The organism is Arthrobacter crystallopoietes (assembly GCF_017603825.1).
GTDB lineage: Bacteria > Actinomycetota > Actinomycetes > Actinomycetales > Micrococcaceae > Crystallibacter > Crystallibacter crystallopoietes_B.
Genome location: NZ_CP072014.1, coordinates 534,857 through 553,976 on the forward strand (window position 1 = coordinate 534,857; position 19,120 = coordinate 553,976).

Below are 19,120 nucleotides of genomic sequence, written 5' to 3' on the forward strand. Positions count from 1 at the left end.
CCGGTACAGTAAATGCGTCCCCGCAATTTTCAGGAGGTGCACTATGCTCACCATCACCCAACGTGCCGGCCGGAAAGAATGGACCGCTCTGGCAGCACTCATGCTGCCGGTACTGCTGGTCGCCGTGGACAATACGGTGCTGAGCTTTGCCCTGCCTGCCATCTCGCTGGAGTTCAACACCAGCGGGACTACCCTGCTCTGGATCATCGACATCTATCCCCTGGTTCTCGCCGGCCTGCTGGTCGCCATGGGGAGCTTGGGCGACCGGTTCGGCCGCCGGCGCATGCTCATCACGGGCGCCGTGGGCTTTGCCGTCTTCTCGGCGCTCGCAGCCTTCGCACCAAGCGCCGAGGTACTGGTGGCCGCGCGTGCCGGCCTGGGCGTCTTCGGTGCCATGCTGATGCCGGCCACGCTCTCCCTGATCCGCAACATCTTCACCGACCGCGGACAGCGCCGTCTGGCCATCGCGGTCTGGGCCGCCGGCTTCTCCGCCGGCGCCGCGCTGGGCCCGATCCTGGGCGGACTGCTGCTGGAACACTTCTGGTGGGGATCCGTGTTCCTGCTGGCCGTTCCGGTGCTGGTGCTGATGCTGATCCTGACCCCGCTTTTCGTGCCGGAATCCAAGGATCCGGCACCGGGCGCCGTCGATATTTGGAGCATTTTCCTCTCCATCGCAACGATGCTGCCGGTGGTCTACGCCATCAAGAACCTCGCCAACGGCGGCAACCTCATGGCCACCCTGGGCATTGCCGTGCTCGGAGTGACTGCCGGCTGGCTGTTCACCCGGCGCCAGCTCCGCCGCTCCCAGCCGATGCTGGACGTACGGCTTTTCACGGTCCGGCCCTTCACCGGTGCGGTACTGGTCAACCTGCTGGCGGTGTTCTCGCTGGTCGGCTTCCTGTACTTCGTGTCCCAGCACCTGCAGCTGGTCCTCGGGCTGAGCCCGCTCGATGCCGGGCTGGTACTGCTGCCCGGTCTGGCGATCACCATCACTGCCGGCCTGCTGGCGGTGCCGCTGGTGCGCCGGATCCGCCCGCATCTGGTGGTGTCAGCCGCGCTGCTGCTTTCTGCAACGGCCTACTGGATGGTGGCCGCAACCCCCGGCGCTTCGGCCGGAAACCTCATGCTGGCCTTTGCGGTACTTGGCGCGGGAGTGGGAGCTTCGGAGACGCTCTCCAACGACCTGATCCTCTCCAGCGTTCCGGCGGCCAAGGCCGGTGCCGCGTCGGCGGTTTCCGAAACGGCCTACGAAGTGGGCTCGGTCTTCGGCACCGCGGTACTCGGCAGCATCCTGGTGGCGGCCTACCGGCAGAACATCGACCTGCCCGCGAACCTCACGGCGTCGCAACAGACCATCGCGAGCGAAACATTGGGCGGCGCCATCAACACTGCCGCCGAACTTCCCGGCAGGACGGCGGACCCGCTCCTGGAGTCGGCTTTCCACGCCTTCGACAGCGGTGTCACGGTCACGGCCGGAATCGCCTCCGTGCTGATGGTTGCCGCGGCCTGGCTGGCCTTCCGCACCTTGCGCGACACCCAGTCCTGAGTCCTGGGTCCGAATCCTCTGGCCCGGACCAGCATTCCGCCGCGAGAACGTCCCTTACCTGCCCGACACCCGGGAGTAAGGGACGTTCTCGCGTTTAAGGCACGTTCCCGCCGTGACGAGGCCCGGCGGCGAGAAGTCACACTCCGACATCGCACTGAATCTCCAGTGCTGAGGCGTCGGCCACACGCCCTTGATTCATACCCCCAAGGGGTATACATTGAACCTAGTAATCCACGGAAGGAACGCCATGAGCCACACAGAACTTCCCGCGGCCGAGCCGTCGGTCCTTGAGGATGCCCTCGCAGCCGACGAGCACATCGGGCACGCCTACACCACCGACAAGGCGGCCTACCTGCGCAGGCTCAAGCGGATCGAGGGCCAGGTCCGGGGTATCGCCCGCATGGTGGACGAGGACAAGTACTGCATCGACATCCTCACGCAGGTGTCCGCAGTCAACAAGGCCCTGCACGCCGTCAGCATCGGCCTGCTCGAGGACCACATCGCGCACTGCGTCGTCGGCGCCGCGAAGGACTCCGAAGCCGCCGGAGACCCAGCGATCGTCCAGGACAAGGTCAAGGAAGCCTCGGACGCTATCGGCCGGCTGCTGCGCTAGGCCAGAACAGAATCAATTCCAACAGGAGGAACCATGAGCACCATCACCAAAGTCAGCATTGACGGCATGACCTGCGGCCACTGCATTGACGCAGTCACCGAAGAACTCAAGGCCATCAAGGGCGTGCAGGATGTGGCCATCGAGCTGAACAAGGGCGGCATTTCCACCGCGACCGTCAACTCCACCGATGCCCTGGATCCGGAACAGATCGGCGAAGCCGTAGCCGAAGCGGGTTACCTGGTCGTGGCAGCAGACGCGTAAGAGTACGACGGCGGGCCCAGCGTCAAGCGAACGGCCCGCCTTTGACAATCGAAGGGGAAGAAGGCAATCATGGCCCAGAACACGGGTGCCCGGATTACTAGCAGCAACCAGGCCGGCTCCGCCGGAATCAGCGGTATGCAGGTGGCTCCGACCCGCCTGGTCGAGCTGGAGATCGAAGGCATGACGTGCGCGTCCTGCGTCAACCGCGTGGAGCGCAAACTGGGCAAGCTCGAAGGTGTCCAAGCCAGCGTCAACCTCCCCCTCGAATCGGCGCAGGTCACCGTGCCCGAAAACGTGTCGGACCAGCAGTTGCTCGACACGGTCAAGGCCACCGGCTACCGTGCCCGCATCAAATCCTCGCCCCAGGACGCCACCCATCGCGAGGCCCCGGAGGCGGGCGCATCCGGGCAGCACGAGTTGTGGCGCAGCGAGGAATCAGGAGAGCCTGCGAACATTACTGCGTCTAGGCGCAGGGACGCCCGCGAAGGCGCCCCGCATAACGAGCACGCCGACCACGAGGACCACATGGCGCACGGCGGCACGGCGTCGCAACTGCGGCCACGGCTGTGGGCAGCCACCATCCTGACCCTCCCGATCTTCGCCATCTCGATGATTCCGGGCGCGCAGTTCCCGCACTGGGGGTGGGTTGTCTTCCCATTGTCCATCCCCGTGGTCTTCTGGTCGGCCTGGCCTTTCCACCGCGCCGCGGCGATCAACGCACGGCATCTGGCCTCGACCATGGACACGCTGGTGTCGATCGGCGTCCTCGCGGCGTTCTTCTTCTCCGCATGGCAACTGCTGATGGACCCGATGATGACGGAGCACGTCCACGGCAGCATGGCCGACCACGCGCTCTACTTCGAGACCGCCGCCGTCGTCACGACCTTCCTGCTGCTGGGCCGCTATCTCGAAGCCAACGCCAAACAGAAGGCAGGCAACGCGCTCAAATCCTTGCTGGATCTCGGGGCCAAGGAAGCCACCGTACTGCGCGATGGCGCCGAGGCGAAAGTATCCGCGGACCAACTGGTTCCCGGCGACCTCATCGTGGTCCGCCCCGGTGAAAAGATCGCCACGGACGGCTACGTGGTCGAGGGACATTCCGCCGTCGATACGTCCCTGATCACCGGCGAATCCGTCCCGGTGGAAGTGGACGTGGACGACACTGTCACCGGCGCCACCATCAACACGTCCGGCCGCCTGCTGGTCCGGGCGACCCGCGTCGGCTCGGACACGACGTTGGCGCAGATGGGCCGGCTGGTCAGCCAGGCACAGGCAGGCAAAGCGCCCATCGCGCGGCTGGCGGACCGCATCAGCTCGGTCTTCGTCCCCATCGTGATCGCCATCGCCGTCGTTACTTTTGTCCTCTGGCTGGTCCTCACCGGTGACCTGGAGTCCGCCTTCACCGCCGCGGTGACGGTGCTGGTCATCGCCTGCCCCTGCGCATTGGGGCTGGCCACGCCGACCGCGCTGCTCACCGGTACGGGCAGGGGCGCGCAGCTGGGCATCCTGATCAAGGGCCCGCAGATCCTTGAGGACACCCGGCATGTGGACACCATTCTGCTGGACAAGACGGGCACGGTGACCACCGGCAAGCAGGCTGTTTCCGGCGTCGTCGCCCTTGGTTCTCATGCGGAAGACGAAGTACTGGCGCTGGCCGGCGCGGTCGAATCCGGCTCCGAGCACCCGATCGCCCACGCGATCGTCGACGCAGCCAAGGAGCGCCTCGCCTCGGCCGCCGCCGGGGCAGCCGTAAGCGCGTCAGGGCAGCCCGGCTTGCCGGCTCTGGCGGATTTCCACAGTGCGGCCGGCGGCGGTGTGCGCGGCACCGTGACAAATAGCGACGGCGGACGGCTCACCGTGGTGGCCGGCCGGACCGGGTGGTTGGAAGAGAACGGCGTCAACCTGTCGGCGCAGGACCGCGCCATGCTGCTGGAACAGCAGGAGTCCGGCGCGACCGCCATCTGGGTGGCCGTGGACGGCGAACTTGCCGGCATCGTCAACCTCAAGGACACCATCAAGGACAGCTCGGCCACGGCGATTGCCCGCCTCAAGGAACTGGGCCTCCGCCCGATCCTGCTGACCGGAGACAACGGCGCGGTCGCCGCCCAGGTTGCCGCCGCCGTCGGAATTGCCGCTGAAGACGTCTTCGCCGACGTCCTCCCCGAGGGCAAGGTCGAGGCCGTGCAGAAGCTGCAGGACGCAGGCAAGACCGTGGCGATGGTCGGCGACGGCGTGAATGATGCTGCTGCTTTGGCGCAGGCCGACCTCGGGATCGCCATGGGTGCAGGGACGGATGTTGCCATCGAGGCCGCGGACATCACGGTGATGGGCAGCGATCTGGGCCAGGTGGTGCAGTCCATCGAGCTGAGCCGCAAGACCTTGAGCACCATCAAGAGCAACCTGTTCTGGGCCTTCGCCTACAACACCCTCGGCATCCCGGTGGCGGCGTTCGGGTTGCTGAACCCGATGATCGCCGGCGCTGCGATGGCCGCGAGCTCGGTACTGGTGGTGGCGAACTCCCTGCGGCTGCGGGCCTTCGCCCGGTAACCAGCGCCTTCCGCTCCGGATGGGCGGCGGCTCCCCGGCGTCGGAGAGCCCCCGCCCTTTCCGGGGCGGCATTACCCCCGGACGAGTTCCCGACGCACAATTTCCGGATGGGGGTTGGTGACAACCCCGTCGCGCAGGATGACCGTGGGTACCGTTTCATTCCCGTCATTATGCTCGCGGACAAACGCGGCCGCCTCGGCATCGCGCCAGATATTGACCCACTGCGCCTTGCGCCGGGTCCGGCTCAGCGAGGCCATCATCCGCATGCAGTAGACACAGCCCGGCCGCCAGAAGATCACCACTCCGGGCTCGTACTGTTGGCGCTGCCGAAGCGTTGACCACGGTTTTTGCCGGCCGCCGTAAACGGGACTGACAAACCATGCGGCGGCCAGCAGGATAGCGGCGACCACGAGCGCCTGCACCCATTGGCCCCGGTTGCCGTAAACGACCAGCATCATGCCGGCGACAGCGACCAGGACGATCGCATTGGACCAGCGCAGGAGCGACTTCACCGGCTACCCGGCGGCGCCATAGCGGACGGCCGCGCGGGCCTTCGCCTTGGCTGCTTCTTCATCGCGGTTCTTCGGCGGTGCTGTGGTCACGAGCGAATCGAGCAGGTGCGCCGTTATGTGCGCGATTTCGTGTACCGCCTCGTTGAAGGCCTCTTCATTGGCCTTGGAGGGTTTGTTGGTGCCGCTGACTTTGCGGACGTACTGCAATGCGGCGGCCTCGACCTCGGCGCTCGTGGCGGACGGCTCGAAATTGTAGAGACGGCGGATGTTGCGGCACATGGAAAGCTCCTCGGGTTTCTGGATTGCCTCTTTCCAGTGTGCGCCAGAGTGCCGGTGGGATGTAAGAGGAAAGGCCCCCGCCGCCGTCGTAATCGGCAGCAGGGGCCCCTCCCGCATCAAACTCTCCAGGGTAACTAGTGGCTGTTGGTCAGCTCCCGCTCGCTTGCGCCGCTCTGGGCGCCGGCGGCGGCAGGCTCGCCCAGGACGGGCTTGCCCAGCATGGAGATCACCACGGCGCCGATCAGCATCGGAATGATGAACAGGAAGTACAGGTCGGTCGGCTGCCAGCCGCCGTCCATCAAGGTACCGGCGATCATCGGGGATGCGATGGCGCCCACGCGGCCCATGCCGATGACAAGGCCCAGCGCCGTGCCGCGGACCTCGGAGGTGTAGTAGGTCGGGCTGATGGCGAGCATGCCGGCAATCGGGGCGTTTGAGCCGAAACCGACCAAGGCCGCCGCCAGCAGGGCGCCGGCGAGCGATCCTGTGGACAGCGAGAACGCGCCGAAGGTGAGGCCGCCCATGACGAAGAAGACGGCCAGGACCTTGCGCATCGGGAAGCGTGCACCGAAGAATCCCAGTACGACGGCGCCAATGATGGCCCCCGTGCTGAAGAGGACGCCGGCCGTGATGCCGTCCTGCTCGCTGAAGCCGCTGGCGGTCACCAGTTTCGGGGTCCAGGAGTTGGCGAAGTAGAAGCTGGCCATCAGGATGAAGTACGCCAGCGAGATGAGGATAGTGCGGCGGGCGTTGACACCGGTAAGCACGTCTGCGAAACGGGATTTCTTTTTGGCCGGAGCCGGGGCCGGCGCGGGCAATTCCGTGACCGCCGGCTGTTCGATTCGGGCCAGGACCTTGTTGACGCGCTCCAGAGCGTTGACCGGCCGGCGGACCAGCAGGTAGTCCACGGACTCCGGCACGGCACGGAGGATGAACGGAATCATGATGGCGGTGATGATCGCGCCGAACAGGAAGGCCGACCGCCAACCGAACTGCAGGATCAGCACGCCGGTGGCCATGCCGCCCAGCACGCCGCCGATCGGCTGGCCGATGCTGACGATCGCCAGGGAGGTGGAGCGCCGCTTGGCGTTGGTGAACTCGGACGCGAGGACATTTGCGGTGGCCTGCAACGTGCCCACGGCCAGGCCGGTGATGAAGCGAAGCACGACCAGAAGTTCGTAGCTCGGTACGAAAGCCGAGGCGAGCATGCCCAGGGCGACAACCAAGGCTCCGAGCGCCAGCGTCTTCTGGCGGCCGATAATGTCAGCGATGGTGGAGACGAAGATCGAGCCGATGGCCATGCCGACCAGGGCGGAGCTGAGCAGGATGCCGAGCTGGGACGCACTCAGGCCCCAGTATTCACTGACGGCGTTGGCGCTGAACGCCATGACGAGGACGTCGAAGCCGTCGATCATGTACAGCGCGGTGCAGATGGCAATGACGCCGACCTGGGTGCGCTTCATGGGGGCCGCTTCGATGCGCGACTTGATATCCATTGCAGGGCCTTACTGTTGCTGACTTGGGCCGTGAGCCAACGGGAGAACGTCGGCCACACGGGGCGGTGTTCGTGCTGCGAACAAGTGTTCAAAATCACCGCAGCCATTAACTATATGAGCTCCGCTACGCCACCATGTGCCGCAGGCCATAGCTTGAGACACAACTCACAGCACCTACGCCTGTACCCTCAGCCGCGGGCCCCGCAGTTCATCCAGCCGGACAAGCACTACGCCCAGCACGATCAGCGCACCGCCCAGCAGCTGGATGGCTGCGGGTAGTTCGCCCAGCAGCAGCCATGCCCACAGCACGGCAAAGAGCACCTCGGTCAGGGAGACGAAAGACGCCACCTTGGTGCCGAGCGCCCGGGCAGCCATGATGCCCGTGACGTAGGAGATCACGGTGGACAGCAGCACCAGCGCCGCCAGCGGCACCCACCAGCTCGTCCGCCAACCGGCCAGGCTAACATCCGCGGTGCTCACCGCCATGGGCAGAACCCGGGCCGCACCCAGCACCACCATGGACGCACCACCCACCAGCAGTCCGCCTGCCGCCAGAACCAGCGGCGGCAGGGAGTCATTGTGCCGCGCGGTGATGAAGAAGTAGATGACCAGGCACACTGCGGCCGCGAGGCCCCAGAGGATGCCGCCGAGGTCGAGGCGCACGTCGCCGAAAACATCCAGCACCAGCACCAGTCCGGCCACGGCCAGGACGGTGCCGGCCATCGTGGCGGAGCGGGGCCGCCGGCGGCTCGTCAGCCACAGCCAGAGCACAATCAGCACGGGGGCCATGAACTCGAGCAGCAACGCTACACCAACGGAGAGAGTCGATACGGCGTTGAAATAGGCGAGCTGGCAGCCAGCCACCCCGATCAGCCCGAACAGCACGATGGTCTTCCAGTTCTGCCGGACCTGGCTCCAGCGGCCGTGCAGCACAATGAGCGCCGGAACGGTGAGCACCAATGCGGCCCCGAGCATGCGGACGGCAACGGCGGCGCCGGGTGTCCAGCCCGCCTCCAGCAGGGACTTTGCAAAAGACCCCGACAACCCGAACACCGCCGAAGAGAACAGGGCGATGCCCACCCCGGATACGGCGGAGGATCTAATGATGCCTCTTGCAGGCTTGACCGACACGGTACCGCCGCCCATGGTTACCTCGAATGCGCTAATTGACGGCCCGCCACCCCGGATGAACGCGGAAAATTGGAGCATGTCAGGACCTAAAGATGGATATAGTAGTGACAGTAATGCCGAGCATATTCAGGAGTCAAGATGGTGTTTGCCCATGACACGGAAAGATCGCTGATCGACGCGGCCAAGTTGATCAACACCGCCGAGTCCGAGGTGGACCAGCTGAACACCTTGGCAGACCTGGACGAGTTCGTGAAGGCGAACGAGTACTCCGGCTCACGCAGCCACACCATGGGGGAACTGCGCGCGGTGCGTCACCTGCGGCCACGGCTACGGGCAGTCTGGACGGCGGAGGAAGACGAAGCCGTGCGCCTGGTCAACAACATCCTGCGCAACGGCCGCGCCTTACCCCAACTGGTCCAACACGACGGTTGGGACTACCACCTGCACGCCACCACGCCGGATGCGCCGCTGGACATCCGGATGGCGGTTGATGCGGCCATGGCCTTGGTGGACGTGATCCGCGAGAAGGAACTCGACCGGCTGCGGGTCTGCGCCGCCGAGGACTGCAACGCCGTCCTGGTAGACCTCTCCCGCAACCGCTCCAAGCGCTTCTGCGATACCGGCAACTGCGCCAACCGCACCCACGTGGCTGCCTACCGCGCCCGCAAAGCTACCGCATAAGTACCATCCGGATATTGCGCATTACCGAATCATCAGTAGGCTGAGGAATAGTCCGGCAACAGTGTCAGATGAACTGGAGGAGCCCTCATGTTGAAGAAGATTGTGTTTGTAGCGGGCGTCGGCGCGGGCTTTGTGCTTGGTTCCCGGGCCGGCCGCGAAAGCTACGAGAAGATCAAGGTCCAGGCCCAGAAGCTATGGAATGATCCCAAGGTCCAGCACAAGGTGTCCGAAGGCACTGAATGGGCCAAGGAAAAGGCGCCGCAGCTGCAGGAAAAGGTAACCGAAAAGGCGAAGGGGGTTCTGCATAAGAACGACGCCGGATCCTCCTCGTCCGGCACCTCCGGTTCGGGCAGCTACAGCGGCACTCCCAGCACCGGCGTCCCAGGCTCCACCGGGACAACGGGAACTCCGGGATCCCCTGAAACCACGGGCACCACCACCGGCATGATCCCGTAGCTCTGCGCTATCAGAAACCCAGGGCCGGTCCGCTCCCGATTCCGGGTGCGGACCGGCCCTTCATCTCTGCGCTACATGCGCCCGTAGCGGGCACGGATGATCGCGAAGACCCCGTAACACATCAGTCCGACGGCGATGGCGACCAGGGCGACGATGCCGAAGGGCTGCTCCGGGAGGGCCTTCAGGCTGCCGTCCAGCCCGGTGGATTGGCTCGGCCGGTGCGTGACGCCGGCGATGATAATCAGCAGCCCGACGAGGAACAGGGCAACACCCTTCGCGATATGTCCCGCTACGCCGAGGACGCGCAACGCCCTGCCGCGCTTCGAATCGCCGAAGTCCAGTTCATCTGTGAACTGCCTGCGCAACGCCTTGACCACAAAGTAGATCCCGATGCCGATGACTGTGCCGCCCACCGCCAGGAGGAACGGCACGCCCAGGGGATGCCGGAGCATCGCGATGGTGAAGTCTTTGGTGGATTCGCCTGAGTCGGATTCGTCACCGAGGGCGAACCGGGCGAACATGAACGCGAACAGGGCATACGTCACGCTCAAGGAACCGGAGGAGATGCCCTTGGAGATCTGTTCCTTGCGCGGCAGGTGCCGGGCACGCAGGGATGCCTCGCTGAGTTGCCACAGTGCGAGGCCCAGACAGCTGGCAAAGCAGGTCCACATCATCAGCGGGCCCAGCACCGGCCGTGATGCCAGGATCTCCACGGCGCCGGCAGGATCAGCCTCGCCGTAGCCGCCCAAGGCGATCCGCAGGGCAATGGCCCCGATGAGAATGTGGATCAGGCCGAGTACGGCGAAGCCGACGCGGGCAAAGACATCCAGCGTCGTCGTGTTGGAGAGCTCTTCGGCGGCGTCCGCTGCATGTGCTGCCGAAGAGCGTGGTTCATTACCGGCCGCACTCATACCAGAGTCTTACCAGCAGCCGCCCTGCACCTCAACTACGGCGCCCGGCGGCAAAGGGCGCCCCGGGCTCCAGATCGATGACGCTGCGCAGCGGCCCGATCAGCGAGTCTTCCCAGGAACAGGTCAGCACCAAGCCGTCCGGACCGTTCAAGGTGGTGCCGCCTGCGATCACCGGCCCGTTCTCGTAGAGGTAGGCGGCCACGTTGAAGGCCAGCTCCACCAGCATGTTGGGGTCCTTGTCCCGGAAGTGGATCTGCACATCGGGCAGGCCCAGTTGGTGCATGCCCAGGCTGTCCACCACCATGGCTCCCTCGTCATTGGTCACCAGGAAGAACCGCATGTTAACCGGCCCGGCCAGCGGATGTGCCGCCTCGAGTTCGCCCGGTTCCCGCCAATGGGAGTTGTGCAACCACCGGATGGCCGCCGGGTTGGTCTCCCCAACCAGGAACTGGAGGACGCTGCGGAAAGACTCCACCCGCGGCCGCGGTTCAAAGGTGCTGGAGAGGACTTCGGTGACCAGGATCCGGTGCGTGCAGCTGGGCACCACTTGGCCGGCATCGGGCCAGGTCCAGCTTTGGTCGGTGGGCGTGGCTTCGAGCGCGTCCGCTGCGGGCAGCGGCTCGGACGGCTCCGCCAGCCCGGTGCTGAGGCTGACGGTCTTGCCTCGGAGTTCAAACGAATGCTCCCGGTGCGGGAGCAGGGTGACGCCTTCGGAGAAGGCAGCCCCGGGGAACCGGGCCTCAAGCTTGTCCCGCAACCCGGCCGAGGAGAGCCCGGGATCGCCCCGGTACCAGAGCTCGGCTAACAGCAGGGTCTTGCCCTCGGCGGTCTCACCTGTCTCCTGTCCAAAAGTCATGGCCCCAGCTTGTCAGCTCGGGGCCATGGAAAGCCAGCGGGTAGATTCGCCGGCGAAAGCGTCAGACGCTCACACCTGCGGACGGTGGCTGCCGCCGTCGTCGTTCTGGTCTTCATCGCGAATGGTGTCGGGATCCGTCTGGGGCTCGCGGGGAGCACGCGTAGTCCCGCCTACGCTGCCGGCGCCGCCCGGGATCTTCGCCGAGCTGCGATTGACGCCCGACCCTTGGCTCAGGTGGTCCGGGTTGTCCTTGCCCGCCATGGTCAGCACGGCCACCACCAGCAATGTGGCGATGAAGGCGATGCCGGCCGCGGTGATGCCCAGGTCCCAGCGCAGCTGGTTTTCGGCGCCGCCGGTGGAGAAGATCATCGTGCAGAAACCGGCGATCACGCCGAGCGCAGCGGAGAAAATCAGCGGCCCCTTGACCGACATCCGCGGTCCGTTCGGCTCGCCCGAAGCGTTGTTGCCCACGATGAATTCCTCCTGATTACTGCGAAAAGTCTCACTCCAGTCTACCGGCTGTAGAAGACGTCGGGATTTCGGTGTGGGCGCAGTCACGGCTGCGGGGCCGGGGTTAGCCGGCGGCGGCCTTGCGGGAATCGAAGCGGTAGGTCAGGGCGGCGATCCCCAGTACGACGGCGGTGATGATCGCCGCGCCGCCGAGGACACCCAGCAGCGCGTGCGCGCCAAGGTAGGTGAAGAACGGCAGGGCCGCGCCGAAGCCCACCAAGGCGGTGCCGACGATCAGCCAGTCCTTGGACAGGACCGAGCCCTGCGGGCCGCGGTTCTGCCACCACAGCACCAGTTCCGCGCCGCCACCGATGAGCAGCGCCGCCGTGGCGAGGATGGTGAAGGTGGATGGGGTCTGCAGCGCGAACGCCAGCGCCCCCGCGACGGCGAACGCGCCGGCTTCGAGCTGCAGCAGCGTCCGGTACTCGCTGGCCTCGGGCTTGCGCGCCAGCAGCCACACCGCCGCGCCGCTGAGCAGCAGGAACGCACCGCCGGCCAGGGCCATGACCGTGTCCCCCGGCTCGGGCCAGAAAATGGTGAGGATGCCGAACGCGGCCGCGACAAGCGCCCGCATCAAAACGGGCTGCCAGTAGGCTGCGGCCTGGACAGTGCTGTTAGTGCTCACCCCTCGAGTTTAGTGCGCTCCGGTGACCATCCATGCATCCGTGCGGACCCGCCAGCCGAGCGTCAGGCCCCGCGCGGCCATGTAGCCCAGCCCGAATGCCGCCCAAAGCCAGGCCAATCCGGCGACGCCGCTGAGCGCCGACAGCTGCACCCAGGCCAGCAGCGGCACGTAGACCAAGAGATTTACGACGCCGGCAATCGCCAGATACTTTGCGTCACCGGCGCCGATCAGCACGCCGTCGAGCACGAAGACGAAACCGCAGATCGGCTGGCTGAGCGCCAGCAGCAGCACTCCGATGGCGAACGCATCCTGCACGGCTGCGTCGGACGAGAAGATCCAGCCCAGGTGCGGTCCGGCGAGTGCCAGCAGCACGCCGGTGATGACCCCGAAGCCGACGCCCCAGACAATCATCCGGCGGGTCAGCGAATGTGCCAGAGCCTTGTTGCCCGCCCCGAGTTCCTTGCCGATCAGCGCCTGCGCCGCGATCGCGATGGCGTCCAGCGCGAAGGCGAGGAAGGTGAAGACCGTCATGACCAGTTGGTGCGCAGCCAGGCTCACCGGCCCCTGTGCCGTGGCCACGAAGACCGTGGCGAGGATCGCGACCCGCAGACTCAGGGTACGCAGCATCAGCCACGAGCCCACGTGTGTGGTGGCCTTAACCCCGGTCCAGGTGGGCGCCAGCGGCACGCCGTATTTCACGCTGCCGCGGTAGACGATGACCAAATAAACGGCGGCCATCCCCCACTGCACCAGGCTGGTGCCCATGGCCGATCCAGCCACGGACAGATCCAGCCCGTAGACCAGCACGAAATTCAGCCCGATGTTAACCAGGAAGCCGATGCCGGCCACCAGCAGCGGGGTCTTAGTGTCCTGCAGCCCGCGCAGCACACCGGTAGCCGCTAGCACGATCAACATCGCGGTCAGCCCCGGCATCGACCAGCGCAGATAATCCACCGCATAGCCGTGCACCTCGCCTGCCGCCCCCATCGCGGACGCGAGAGCGGGAGCCGACACCCAGCCGGCCACGGAGAGCACCAGGCCGAGGAAGAAGGCGAGCCAAATACCGTCCCGGCCGACGGCGAGCGCATCCGCATGTCGCCCTGCACCGAGCAGCCGGGCCACAGCGGGCGTGGTCGAATAGGCCAGGAACACCATCAGGCCCACCACGGTCTGCACCACGGTGGCCGCGAGTCCCACGCCGGCCAGTTGGGCCACACCCAAGTGGCCGACAATCGCCGAATCAGCCAGCAGGAACAGCGGCTCGGCGATCAGCGCGCCGAAGGCCGGCAGCGCGAGGGCGAGAATGGCACGGTTCAGGCCCTGCCCAGTGACGGGCGCGACAGGTTGTTTAGGACTCACGCCTCCCAGCTTAGGACTCCGTACCGTCTATCCAGGCGTGCGGGAGAGGCGACCGGTCCGTCCGCCGTCGTTAGTGGCTCTTGCCGCCGCCTATTGAACCGGCGGCCCTGTTCCCGGCGGTTCGGCGCGCCCAGCACTACCGAGTCCAGCGGATTGTGGCCGAACAGTTCCACCGTGCCGGGGTCGCGCCGGCGGAGGCCAGTGAGCAAACTGATCAGCCTGGACTTACCCGCTGTTGGGACCAAGCAGGCCCATCGGTGATCCTGAGTGATTGCGGATACTTGCCGGTGCATGACTAAGGCAGGCCGGTGAGCAGTTCGCGCAGCGCCACCCGGTACTGCGCATAGGCGGCCTTGCCCTTGGCGGTGATGCCCACGTAGGTGGCGGGGGTCCGGCCCTCGATGGTCTTGGTGACCTCCACATAACCGGCGTCTTCGAGCTTGCGCAGGTGGGTGGAGAGGTTGCCGGCGGTCATGTCCAGCATCTTGCGCAGCTTGGTGAAGGCAATCTTGTCCCGCTCCCCCACCTCGTTCAGGATGGTGATGGCGCGCAGCCGGGATTCGGCGTGGATCACCGGGTCCAGTTCGGGCACGGTTACACCCGCCCGTTGCGCAGCCGCCGGCGCCGGCGGAATTCGGCCACGGCTCCTGCGAAGAAGCCGAGCGGACCGAGGATGAAGCACACGGTCACGAAGTTTTCCGGACCGGCCAGAATTGCGGCGAGGTTCACCACGAGGAACCAGATGCCCAGCCGGGCCTGGCTCTTGTCGTTGAACATGGCGCCACCGACCATATACATCAGTCCCACAATCAGCAGCGCGATCCCGTTGATGATCATGCCGGTGAGCCAGAAGTCATCGACGGCGCCGCCGACTACACCGGCCAACGCGCCCATCACGATGAAGCCGAGCGCCCATGCGCCCCCGTACATGGCGCCGACGAAGGACGAGTGGCCGCGGATGCCGCGCCGTTGGCGGGTCACGATGTAGACCGTGGTCGACAGCGCGACCGTAATGCACGCGGCGAAGACTGTCAGCGACGCCCCGGCACCGAGCGGGAGCCAGCCGAACCGGGCCCCGTGCATGGAACCGTAGCCAAGCAGCCAGGCGAAACCCCAGATCAGGTAGACGCCGGCCTCGTTGCCCTGGAGTTCGTCCCGGGCCTTGGTTTCGGAGTCGTTGACCAGGCGCAGCGCGGCGTGCAGGTCCAGCGGCGCTTCTTCCGGTTCGCCGGGCTGGGCGCCAGTGTTGTTGGAATGCGGTGCCATGCTCGCGGGCCTTTCGTCGTAGTGGACTCTGCAAACTAGTTTGCATTACAAACCGGTTTGCGTCAACGCCACTGGGAAGGCGGCTTGTGTTGCCGCCGTTGTCTCTACTTCCCGGGGATGGTCCCAATAACGACTGCGGCATCCAGTTCCGCGGAAAAGTTGGCTTGAACGGCAAAACCGTTGCATGCGAAAACCCTGGCGGTCTCGGGCAGTTGGCTCGGGCCGGTCTCGACCAGCAGGTAGCCCCCGGGCGCCAGCCACTCGTGGGCATCGACTATGCGCCGCTGGATATCCAGTCCGTCCGTCCCGCCGTCGAGCGCAATCTGCGGTTCATGCAGACGGGCTTCCGGCGGCATCAGTCCGATCGCTCCGGTGGGAACGTAAGGTGCATTGGCGACGAGGACGTCCACCCGGCCGCGCAGGTCAATGGGCAGGGCATCGTAGAGATCCCCTTCGAAGACCTTGCCGGCCGTGCCGATATTGCGGCGAGCGCAGTTTACGGCCGCCTGGTCGATATCCGCTGCATACAGCTCCAGCCCGCTGACTGTGCTGGCCAGCGCGGCTGCGACAGCACCCGAGCCGCAGCAAAGGTCAACCGCTACCGGTAGTCCGTCCACGCGGCAAGCCAAATCGATGGCCTTGGAAGCCAGAAACTCCGTCCGGCGGCGGGGCACAAACACGCCGGGCTCCACGGCGATCCGCAGGCCGCAAAACTCCGCCCAGCCGAGAATCTGCTCCAGCGGCAGCCCGGCAACCCGCCGGGCAAGCATGTCCTCAAGCACCGCCGGTGTCACCGCAGCAGCGACCAGCAACTGCGCCTCGTCCTCGGCAAAGACACAGCCCGCAGCGCGGAGCCTCTCCTCAACCAAGACCTGCGCGTGCGATGACAACTGAACTGGCATGGAACCAACTTTCGGTCTCTCCGTAGTCTTCCCTACCCGTAGCCACTGGTAAATAATCAACCTTGGACAGCACACGAGCATGACCAACAAAGGAGTTCGATCATGGCAACGCGCCTCAACCCGTACCTTAGCTTCCGCGACAATGCCCGGCAGGCCATGGACTTTTACCACGCAGCCTTCGGCGGCGAACTGAGCCGCAGCACATTCGCCGACTTGCACGCGAGTGACGATCCGGCCGAAGGGGAGAAGATCATGCACTCCATGCTGGAAACCCCGAACGGCCTCACCCTCATGTGCGCGGACACCCCGAACGGCATGGCCTACAACCCCGGGGACAACATCTCGGTCTCGCTCAGCGGCGACGACGAAGCAGAACTGTGCGGCTACTGGGACAAGCTGACCGAGGGCGCCACCATCGCCGAACCGCTGGAGAAGGCCCCCTGGGGCGACACCTTCGGCATGTTCACGGACAAATTCGGCATCAACTGGCTGGTCAATATCGCCGGCCAGCCCCAGCAGTAGGGCCACCCGGCCAGGAGCCTCGAACGGCCGCCTTCCCGAACGGGAGGGCGGCCGTCGTCGTTAGTTGGTGGATGTCGTCGGCGGGGCCGGCAGCAGTCAGCAGGCCGAATCCGGTAGCCGGTGGGCTAGATGCAGGAGTAGTCGTAGTCGAAGCCGCGCGAGACGAACTGCGTGACGGACACGAAGCCGCCGGGAGTAAGCGGCGCAGAGGAGCAGTTGTTCTTGGCCCCGTTGGCTGTCCGGGCGCCGGCCAGCCAACTCGGGAGCCCCGCCAGGCTGCTGTCCGCGCTGACACGGCCAACGATCTGGCCCCACTGGACGCTGGTGGAATAGATGCCGACGTCGGCGCCGATGCTCTCGAAGTAGTCGGTCATGCCCTCCAGATCGGCGGCGTTAGCGACCTTGTCAGTCGACCAGCTATTCTCGGTTTCGACGTCGAGCCACCACAGATAGTCCTCGGGGTTGCTGATGCCGCGGATATTGGCGTCGTCGTAAGCCTTGGCCCAGCCGTACATGTAGGCGCAGGCCGCATCTTCGGCCCCGCTGCACACTGAGGAATGATGGATGCCATGTGGCAGGGGAGGGGCTCCTGACTTACCCGCTGCGTGACGGCCAGCACTGACTGCTGGAACTGTCCAGGAGGAGATATGTCGGTTCCGTTCCCCTGCCACTCACCATGGGCGACCGGGCCGGACGGGAGATGTGACTTGATAGGAACGTGCAGCTTAGCTCTTCAGTGCTTTGTCCGCCCGGCCCGGTCCACCGTGCTCGCCTCAACCCTTCCCTCTACCGGAATGAGAGAGCATGACTCTAACAACGACACAAACGATCACTACCGTCACGATCGGTGTGGACACCCACTCTCTGGTCCACCACGCCGCCGCACTGGATTCACTGGGGCAGGTTCTGGGCGACCGGAAGTTTTCCACGGACCTAGCCGGCTACCAGGAGCTTCTGGACTGGGCCGCCGGCTTTGGAATCATCAACGCCTTCGGAGTCGAATGCACCGGGTCTTACGGGGCAGGGCTGACGAGGCACTTGCTCGCGGCCGGTGTGGACGTCGTCGAAGTCAACCGGGGCCACGCCCTGACGCGCAGCCGGTCTGGCAAGAACGATGCCATCGACGCGGAAGAAGCCGCGCGGAAAGTCCTCTCCGGGGAATGTTCCTCGCCTGCGAAGGACACCACCGGCACGATTGAAGCCATCCGGAATCTGCATCTTGTGCGGGACTCAGCAATCAAGTCCCGCACAGCAGCACTTGTACAGCTACGCGACATCCTTGTCACCGCGCCCGGGACACTGAGGCAGCGCCTTGATGCCAAAACTCTTCAGGCAAAAGCCACGCAAGCCAGGTCGCTTCGGCCGGATTTGGATCGGCTAAACCAGCCCGAGCAGGCAGCCAAATACGCGCTGCGTGAACTCGGGCGCCGAGTTGAAGACCTCACCGCACAGATCAACGCTGCGGATAAACATCTGCACCGCCTCCTCCACGCCGTTGCGCCCACGGTTATGGCACTGCCCCAAGTCGGACCGGTCAGCGCCGCCCAGCTGCTGATCACGGCCGGCGAAAACATTGAAAGATTTCCCAGCGAAGCCGCCTTCGCACGGCTCTGCGGAGTCGCTCCCGTGCCTGTCTCATCAGGTAAATCTCACCGGATGCGGCTTCACCGCGGCGGCAACCGCCAAGCCAACAGGGTCATTTACCTCATCACTGTCGGCAGGCTGAAAATCGATCCGAAATCGCAGGCATACCGTGATCGGAAAATCAGCCAGGGGCATTCCAAATCAGACGTAATCCGCAGCCTCAAACGCTACGTCGCCAGAGAGCTCTACTACGCCCTGAAGAACGATCTCTCGCAATCCGTTTGAGGATCGATTACCGGACGATCATGAGTAGTTTCTAGCGGCGACGGACATATAGTTAGGTTCGCTCATCTGAGCCAGTCGTTTATGGCTCCTTTGGTCGGGAGGCATCAGCCTAGAATCAATGGGTGAGCGAGCACACCATACTTCTTTGGACCATGATCGGGACCTGCGCGACTGCTGCCGCCACCATAGGGCTGGTCGTCGGAGCGTTAAAGGCATGGCAAACAGCCAAGGCAACACTGGATCAAATGAAGCATGACAGCCGCTCCCAGACACGTCCTTACGTCTTCGCCTAGATTGTGCCAAGCATCGGAGGCAATCAAGCTTGGGATCTGATCCTGCGCAATTCTGGACGGTCGGCCGCCTATGATCTGAGACTGACCGTTTCGGCTTGGCCTGAAGAAGACATTCTGACCAAAGCCCTCCGGACGATGTTCGAAACACCCCAGACACTTCCGCCGAACACAAGCATTCGGTCTTACTGGAGTTTGGGGCCGAGCAAGCATCCCCGATCAAGCCATCCGGTGGGTTTCGATCAACCAGTTGATCTGACGGTCACCTATAAGAGCGACAACCGTGAAGCATCCGAGTACAGGGATACGTTCCGCCTGGACTCGACGGTATTGGGCATGACACCAATGGGAGCCTCCGGTATTGAACAGCCCAACGGTGCTACCCCGCACGAAAAGAAGATGCGCGAAATTGTGCGCGCTCTCAATGAGATGCGTAGAGGAAACTGAATGGCAGGCCAAAGACCGGTGTGAAAGTTAGTTCAGGACGT

23 protein-coding genes are annotated in these 19,120 nt (G+C 65.0%); 10 read left to right on the plus strand and 13 right to left on the minus strand.

The window, feature by feature from the left end:
- The first annotated feature begins 43 nt into the window (after positions 1-43).
- The 4 genes from J5251_RS02580 to J5251_RS02595 all read left to right on the plus strand — a co-directional run bounded on the left by J5251_RS02580 (position 44) and on the right by J5251_RS02595 (position 4,967).
- Positions 44-1,546, plus strand: a complete 1,503-nt coding sequence (locus tag J5251_RS02580; RefSeq protein ID WP_208575077.1) for an MFS transporter — start codon at positions 44-46, stop codon at positions 1,544-1,546.
- Between the two features lie 247 nt (positions 1,547-1,793).
- The gene (locus J5251_RS02585; protein ID WP_244250766.1) at positions 1,794-2,159 is read left to right on the plus strand and encodes a metal-sensitive transcriptional regulator; all 366 of its coding nucleotides are present in this window, start codon (positions 1,794-1,796) and stop codon (positions 2,157-2,159) included.
- A gap of 33 nt (positions 2,160-2,192) precedes the next feature.
- Positions 2,193-2,420 (plus strand): heavy-metal-associated domain-containing protein, encoded by a 228-nt coding sequence (locus tag J5251_RS02590; RefSeq protein ID WP_139005497.1) that lies wholly within the window; start codon positions 2,193-2,195, stop codon positions 2,418-2,420.
- Between the two features lie 135 nt (positions 2,421-2,555).
- Entirely contained in the window at positions 2,556-4,967 is a 2,412-nt protein-coding gene (locus J5251_RS02595; RefSeq protein ID WP_244250909.1) for a heavy metal translocating P-type ATPase, read from the plus strand.
- Between the two features lie 71 nt (positions 4,968-5,038).
- On the opposite strand, the gene J5251_RS02600 is transcribed toward J5251_RS02595, so the two are convergent.
- From J5251_RS02600 to J5251_RS02615, 4 genes are all read right to left on the minus strand, one after another.
- Positions 5,039-5,479, minus strand: coding sequence for a glutaredoxin domain-containing protein (locus J5251_RS02600; protein WP_244250768.1), 441 nt, complete (start codon positions 5,477-5,479; stop codon positions 5,039-5,041).
- 3 nt (positions 5,480-5,482) lie between these two features.
- Positions 5,483-5,758, minus strand: a complete 276-nt coding sequence (locus J5251_RS02605) for a DUF2277 domain-containing protein (protein WP_208575079.1) — start codon at positions 5,756-5,758, stop codon at positions 5,483-5,485.
- Positions 5,759-5,892: 134 nt separating this feature from the next.
- The gene (locus tag J5251_RS02610) at positions 5,893-7,254 is read right to left on the minus strand and encodes an MFS transporter (protein WP_208575080.1); all 1,362 of its coding nucleotides are present in this window, start codon (positions 7,252-7,254) and stop codon (positions 5,893-5,895) included.
- Positions 7,255-7,428: 174 nt separating this feature from the next.
- The gene (locus tag J5251_RS02615) at positions 7,429-8,400 is read right to left on the minus strand and encodes an EamA family transporter (protein ID WP_208576025.1); all 972 of its coding nucleotides are present in this window, start codon (positions 8,398-8,400) and stop codon (positions 7,429-7,431) included.
- A 123-nt stretch (positions 8,401-8,523) separates the two neighbouring features.
- Between J5251_RS02615 and J5251_RS02620 the strand changes: the two genes are divergently transcribed.
- Together J5251_RS02620 and J5251_RS02625 are read left to right on the plus strand one after the other, a co-directional pair.
- Positions 8,524-9,066 (plus strand): CGNR zinc finger domain-containing protein, encoded by a 543-nt coding sequence (locus tag J5251_RS02620; RefSeq protein WP_208575081.1) that lies wholly within the window; start codon positions 8,524-8,526, stop codon positions 9,064-9,066.
- Positions 9,067-9,153: 87 nt separating this feature from the next.
- The gene (locus J5251_RS02625) at positions 9,154-9,522 is read left to right on the plus strand and encodes a YtxH domain-containing protein (protein ID WP_208575082.1); all 369 of its coding nucleotides are present in this window, start codon (positions 9,154-9,156) and stop codon (positions 9,520-9,522) included.
- A gap of 71 nt (positions 9,523-9,593) precedes the next feature.
- On the opposite strand, the gene J5251_RS02630 is transcribed toward J5251_RS02625, so the two are convergent.
- The 8 genes from J5251_RS02630 to J5251_RS02665 all read right to left on the minus strand — a co-directional run bounded on the left by J5251_RS02630 (position 9,594) and on the right by J5251_RS02665 (position 15,951).
- Positions 9,594-10,433 carry a DUF1206 domain-containing protein gene (locus J5251_RS02630; RefSeq protein WP_208575083.1) on the minus strand — a complete coding sequence of 280 codons (840 nt, stop codon included), beginning with the start codon at positions 10,431-10,433 and terminating at the stop codon, positions 9,594-9,596.
- 31 nt (positions 10,434-10,464) lie between these two features.
- A complete protein-coding gene (locus J5251_RS02635; RefSeq protein ID WP_208575084.1) occupies positions 10,465-11,289 on the minus strand; it encodes a DUF4261 domain-containing protein in 825 nt (274 codons plus the stop codon).
- A gap of 69 nt (positions 11,290-11,358) precedes the next feature.
- A complete protein-coding gene (locus tag J5251_RS02640) occupies positions 11,359-11,760 on the minus strand; it encodes a hypothetical protein (RefSeq protein ID WP_208575085.1) in 402 nt (133 codons plus the stop codon).
- Positions 11,761-11,863: 103 nt separating this feature from the next.
- Positions 11,864-12,424, minus strand: a complete 561-nt coding sequence (locus J5251_RS02645) for a hypothetical protein (protein ID WP_208575086.1) — start codon at positions 12,422-12,424, stop codon at positions 11,864-11,866.
- 9 nt (positions 12,425-12,433) lie between these two features.
- Positions 12,434-13,783 (minus strand): MATE family efflux transporter, encoded by a 1,350-nt coding sequence (locus J5251_RS02650; RefSeq protein ID WP_171059374.1) that lies wholly within the window; start codon positions 13,781-13,783, stop codon positions 12,434-12,436.
- 295 nt (positions 13,784-14,078) lie between these two features.
- Positions 14,079-14,375 carry a transcriptional regulator gene (locus J5251_RS02655; RefSeq protein WP_139005505.1) on the minus strand — a complete coding sequence of 99 codons (297 nt, stop codon included), beginning with the start codon at positions 14,373-14,375 and terminating at the stop codon, positions 14,079-14,081.
- 2 nt (positions 14,376-14,377) lie between these two features.
- The gene (locus J5251_RS02660; protein WP_208575087.1) at positions 14,378-15,049 is read right to left on the minus strand and encodes a hypothetical protein; all 672 of its coding nucleotides are present in this window, start codon (positions 15,047-15,049) and stop codon (positions 14,378-14,380) included.
- Between the two features lie 104 nt (positions 15,050-15,153).
- Complete coding sequence (locus J5251_RS02665; protein WP_208575088.1) at positions 15,154-15,951, minus strand: putative protein N(5)-glutamine methyltransferase; 798 nt, start codon at positions 15,949-15,951, stop codon at positions 15,154-15,156.
- Between the two features lie 102 nt (positions 15,952-16,053).
- On the opposite strand from J5251_RS02665, the gene J5251_RS02670 reads away from it, so the two are divergent.
- Positions 16,054-16,473, plus strand: coding sequence for a VOC family protein (locus tag J5251_RS02670; RefSeq protein WP_208575089.1), 420 nt, complete (start codon positions 16,054-16,056; stop codon positions 16,471-16,473).
- Positions 16,474-16,598: 125 nt separating this feature from the next.
- Here the strand turns inward: J5251_RS02670 and J5251_RS02675 are convergent, their stop codons facing one another.
- The gene (locus J5251_RS02675) at positions 16,599-17,024 is read right to left on the minus strand and encodes a hypothetical protein (RefSeq protein ID WP_348272957.1); all 426 of its coding nucleotides are present in this window, start codon (positions 17,022-17,024) and stop codon (positions 16,599-16,601) included.
- 253 nt (positions 17,025-17,277) lie between these two features.
- Here J5251_RS02675 and J5251_RS02680 point away from each other — a divergent pair, with 253 nt between their 5' ends.
- The 3 genes from J5251_RS02680 (at position 17,278) to J5251_RS02690 (ending at position 19,079) form a co-directional block, all read left to right on the plus strand.
- Complete coding sequence (locus tag J5251_RS02680; RefSeq protein ID WP_139005835.1) at positions 17,278-18,342, plus strand: IS110 family transposase; 1,065 nt, start codon at positions 17,278-17,280, stop codon at positions 18,340-18,342.
- A gap of 122 nt (positions 18,343-18,464) precedes the next feature.
- Positions 18,465-18,635, plus strand: a complete 171-nt coding sequence (locus J5251_RS02685; RefSeq protein ID WP_171059399.1) for a hypothetical protein — start codon at positions 18,465-18,467, stop codon at positions 18,633-18,635.
- 3 nt (positions 18,636-18,638) lie between these two features.
- A complete protein-coding gene (locus J5251_RS02690) occupies positions 18,639-19,079 on the plus strand; it encodes a hypothetical protein (RefSeq protein WP_139005834.1) in 441 nt (146 codons plus the stop codon).
- Positions 19,080-19,120 lie beyond the last annotated feature (41 nt).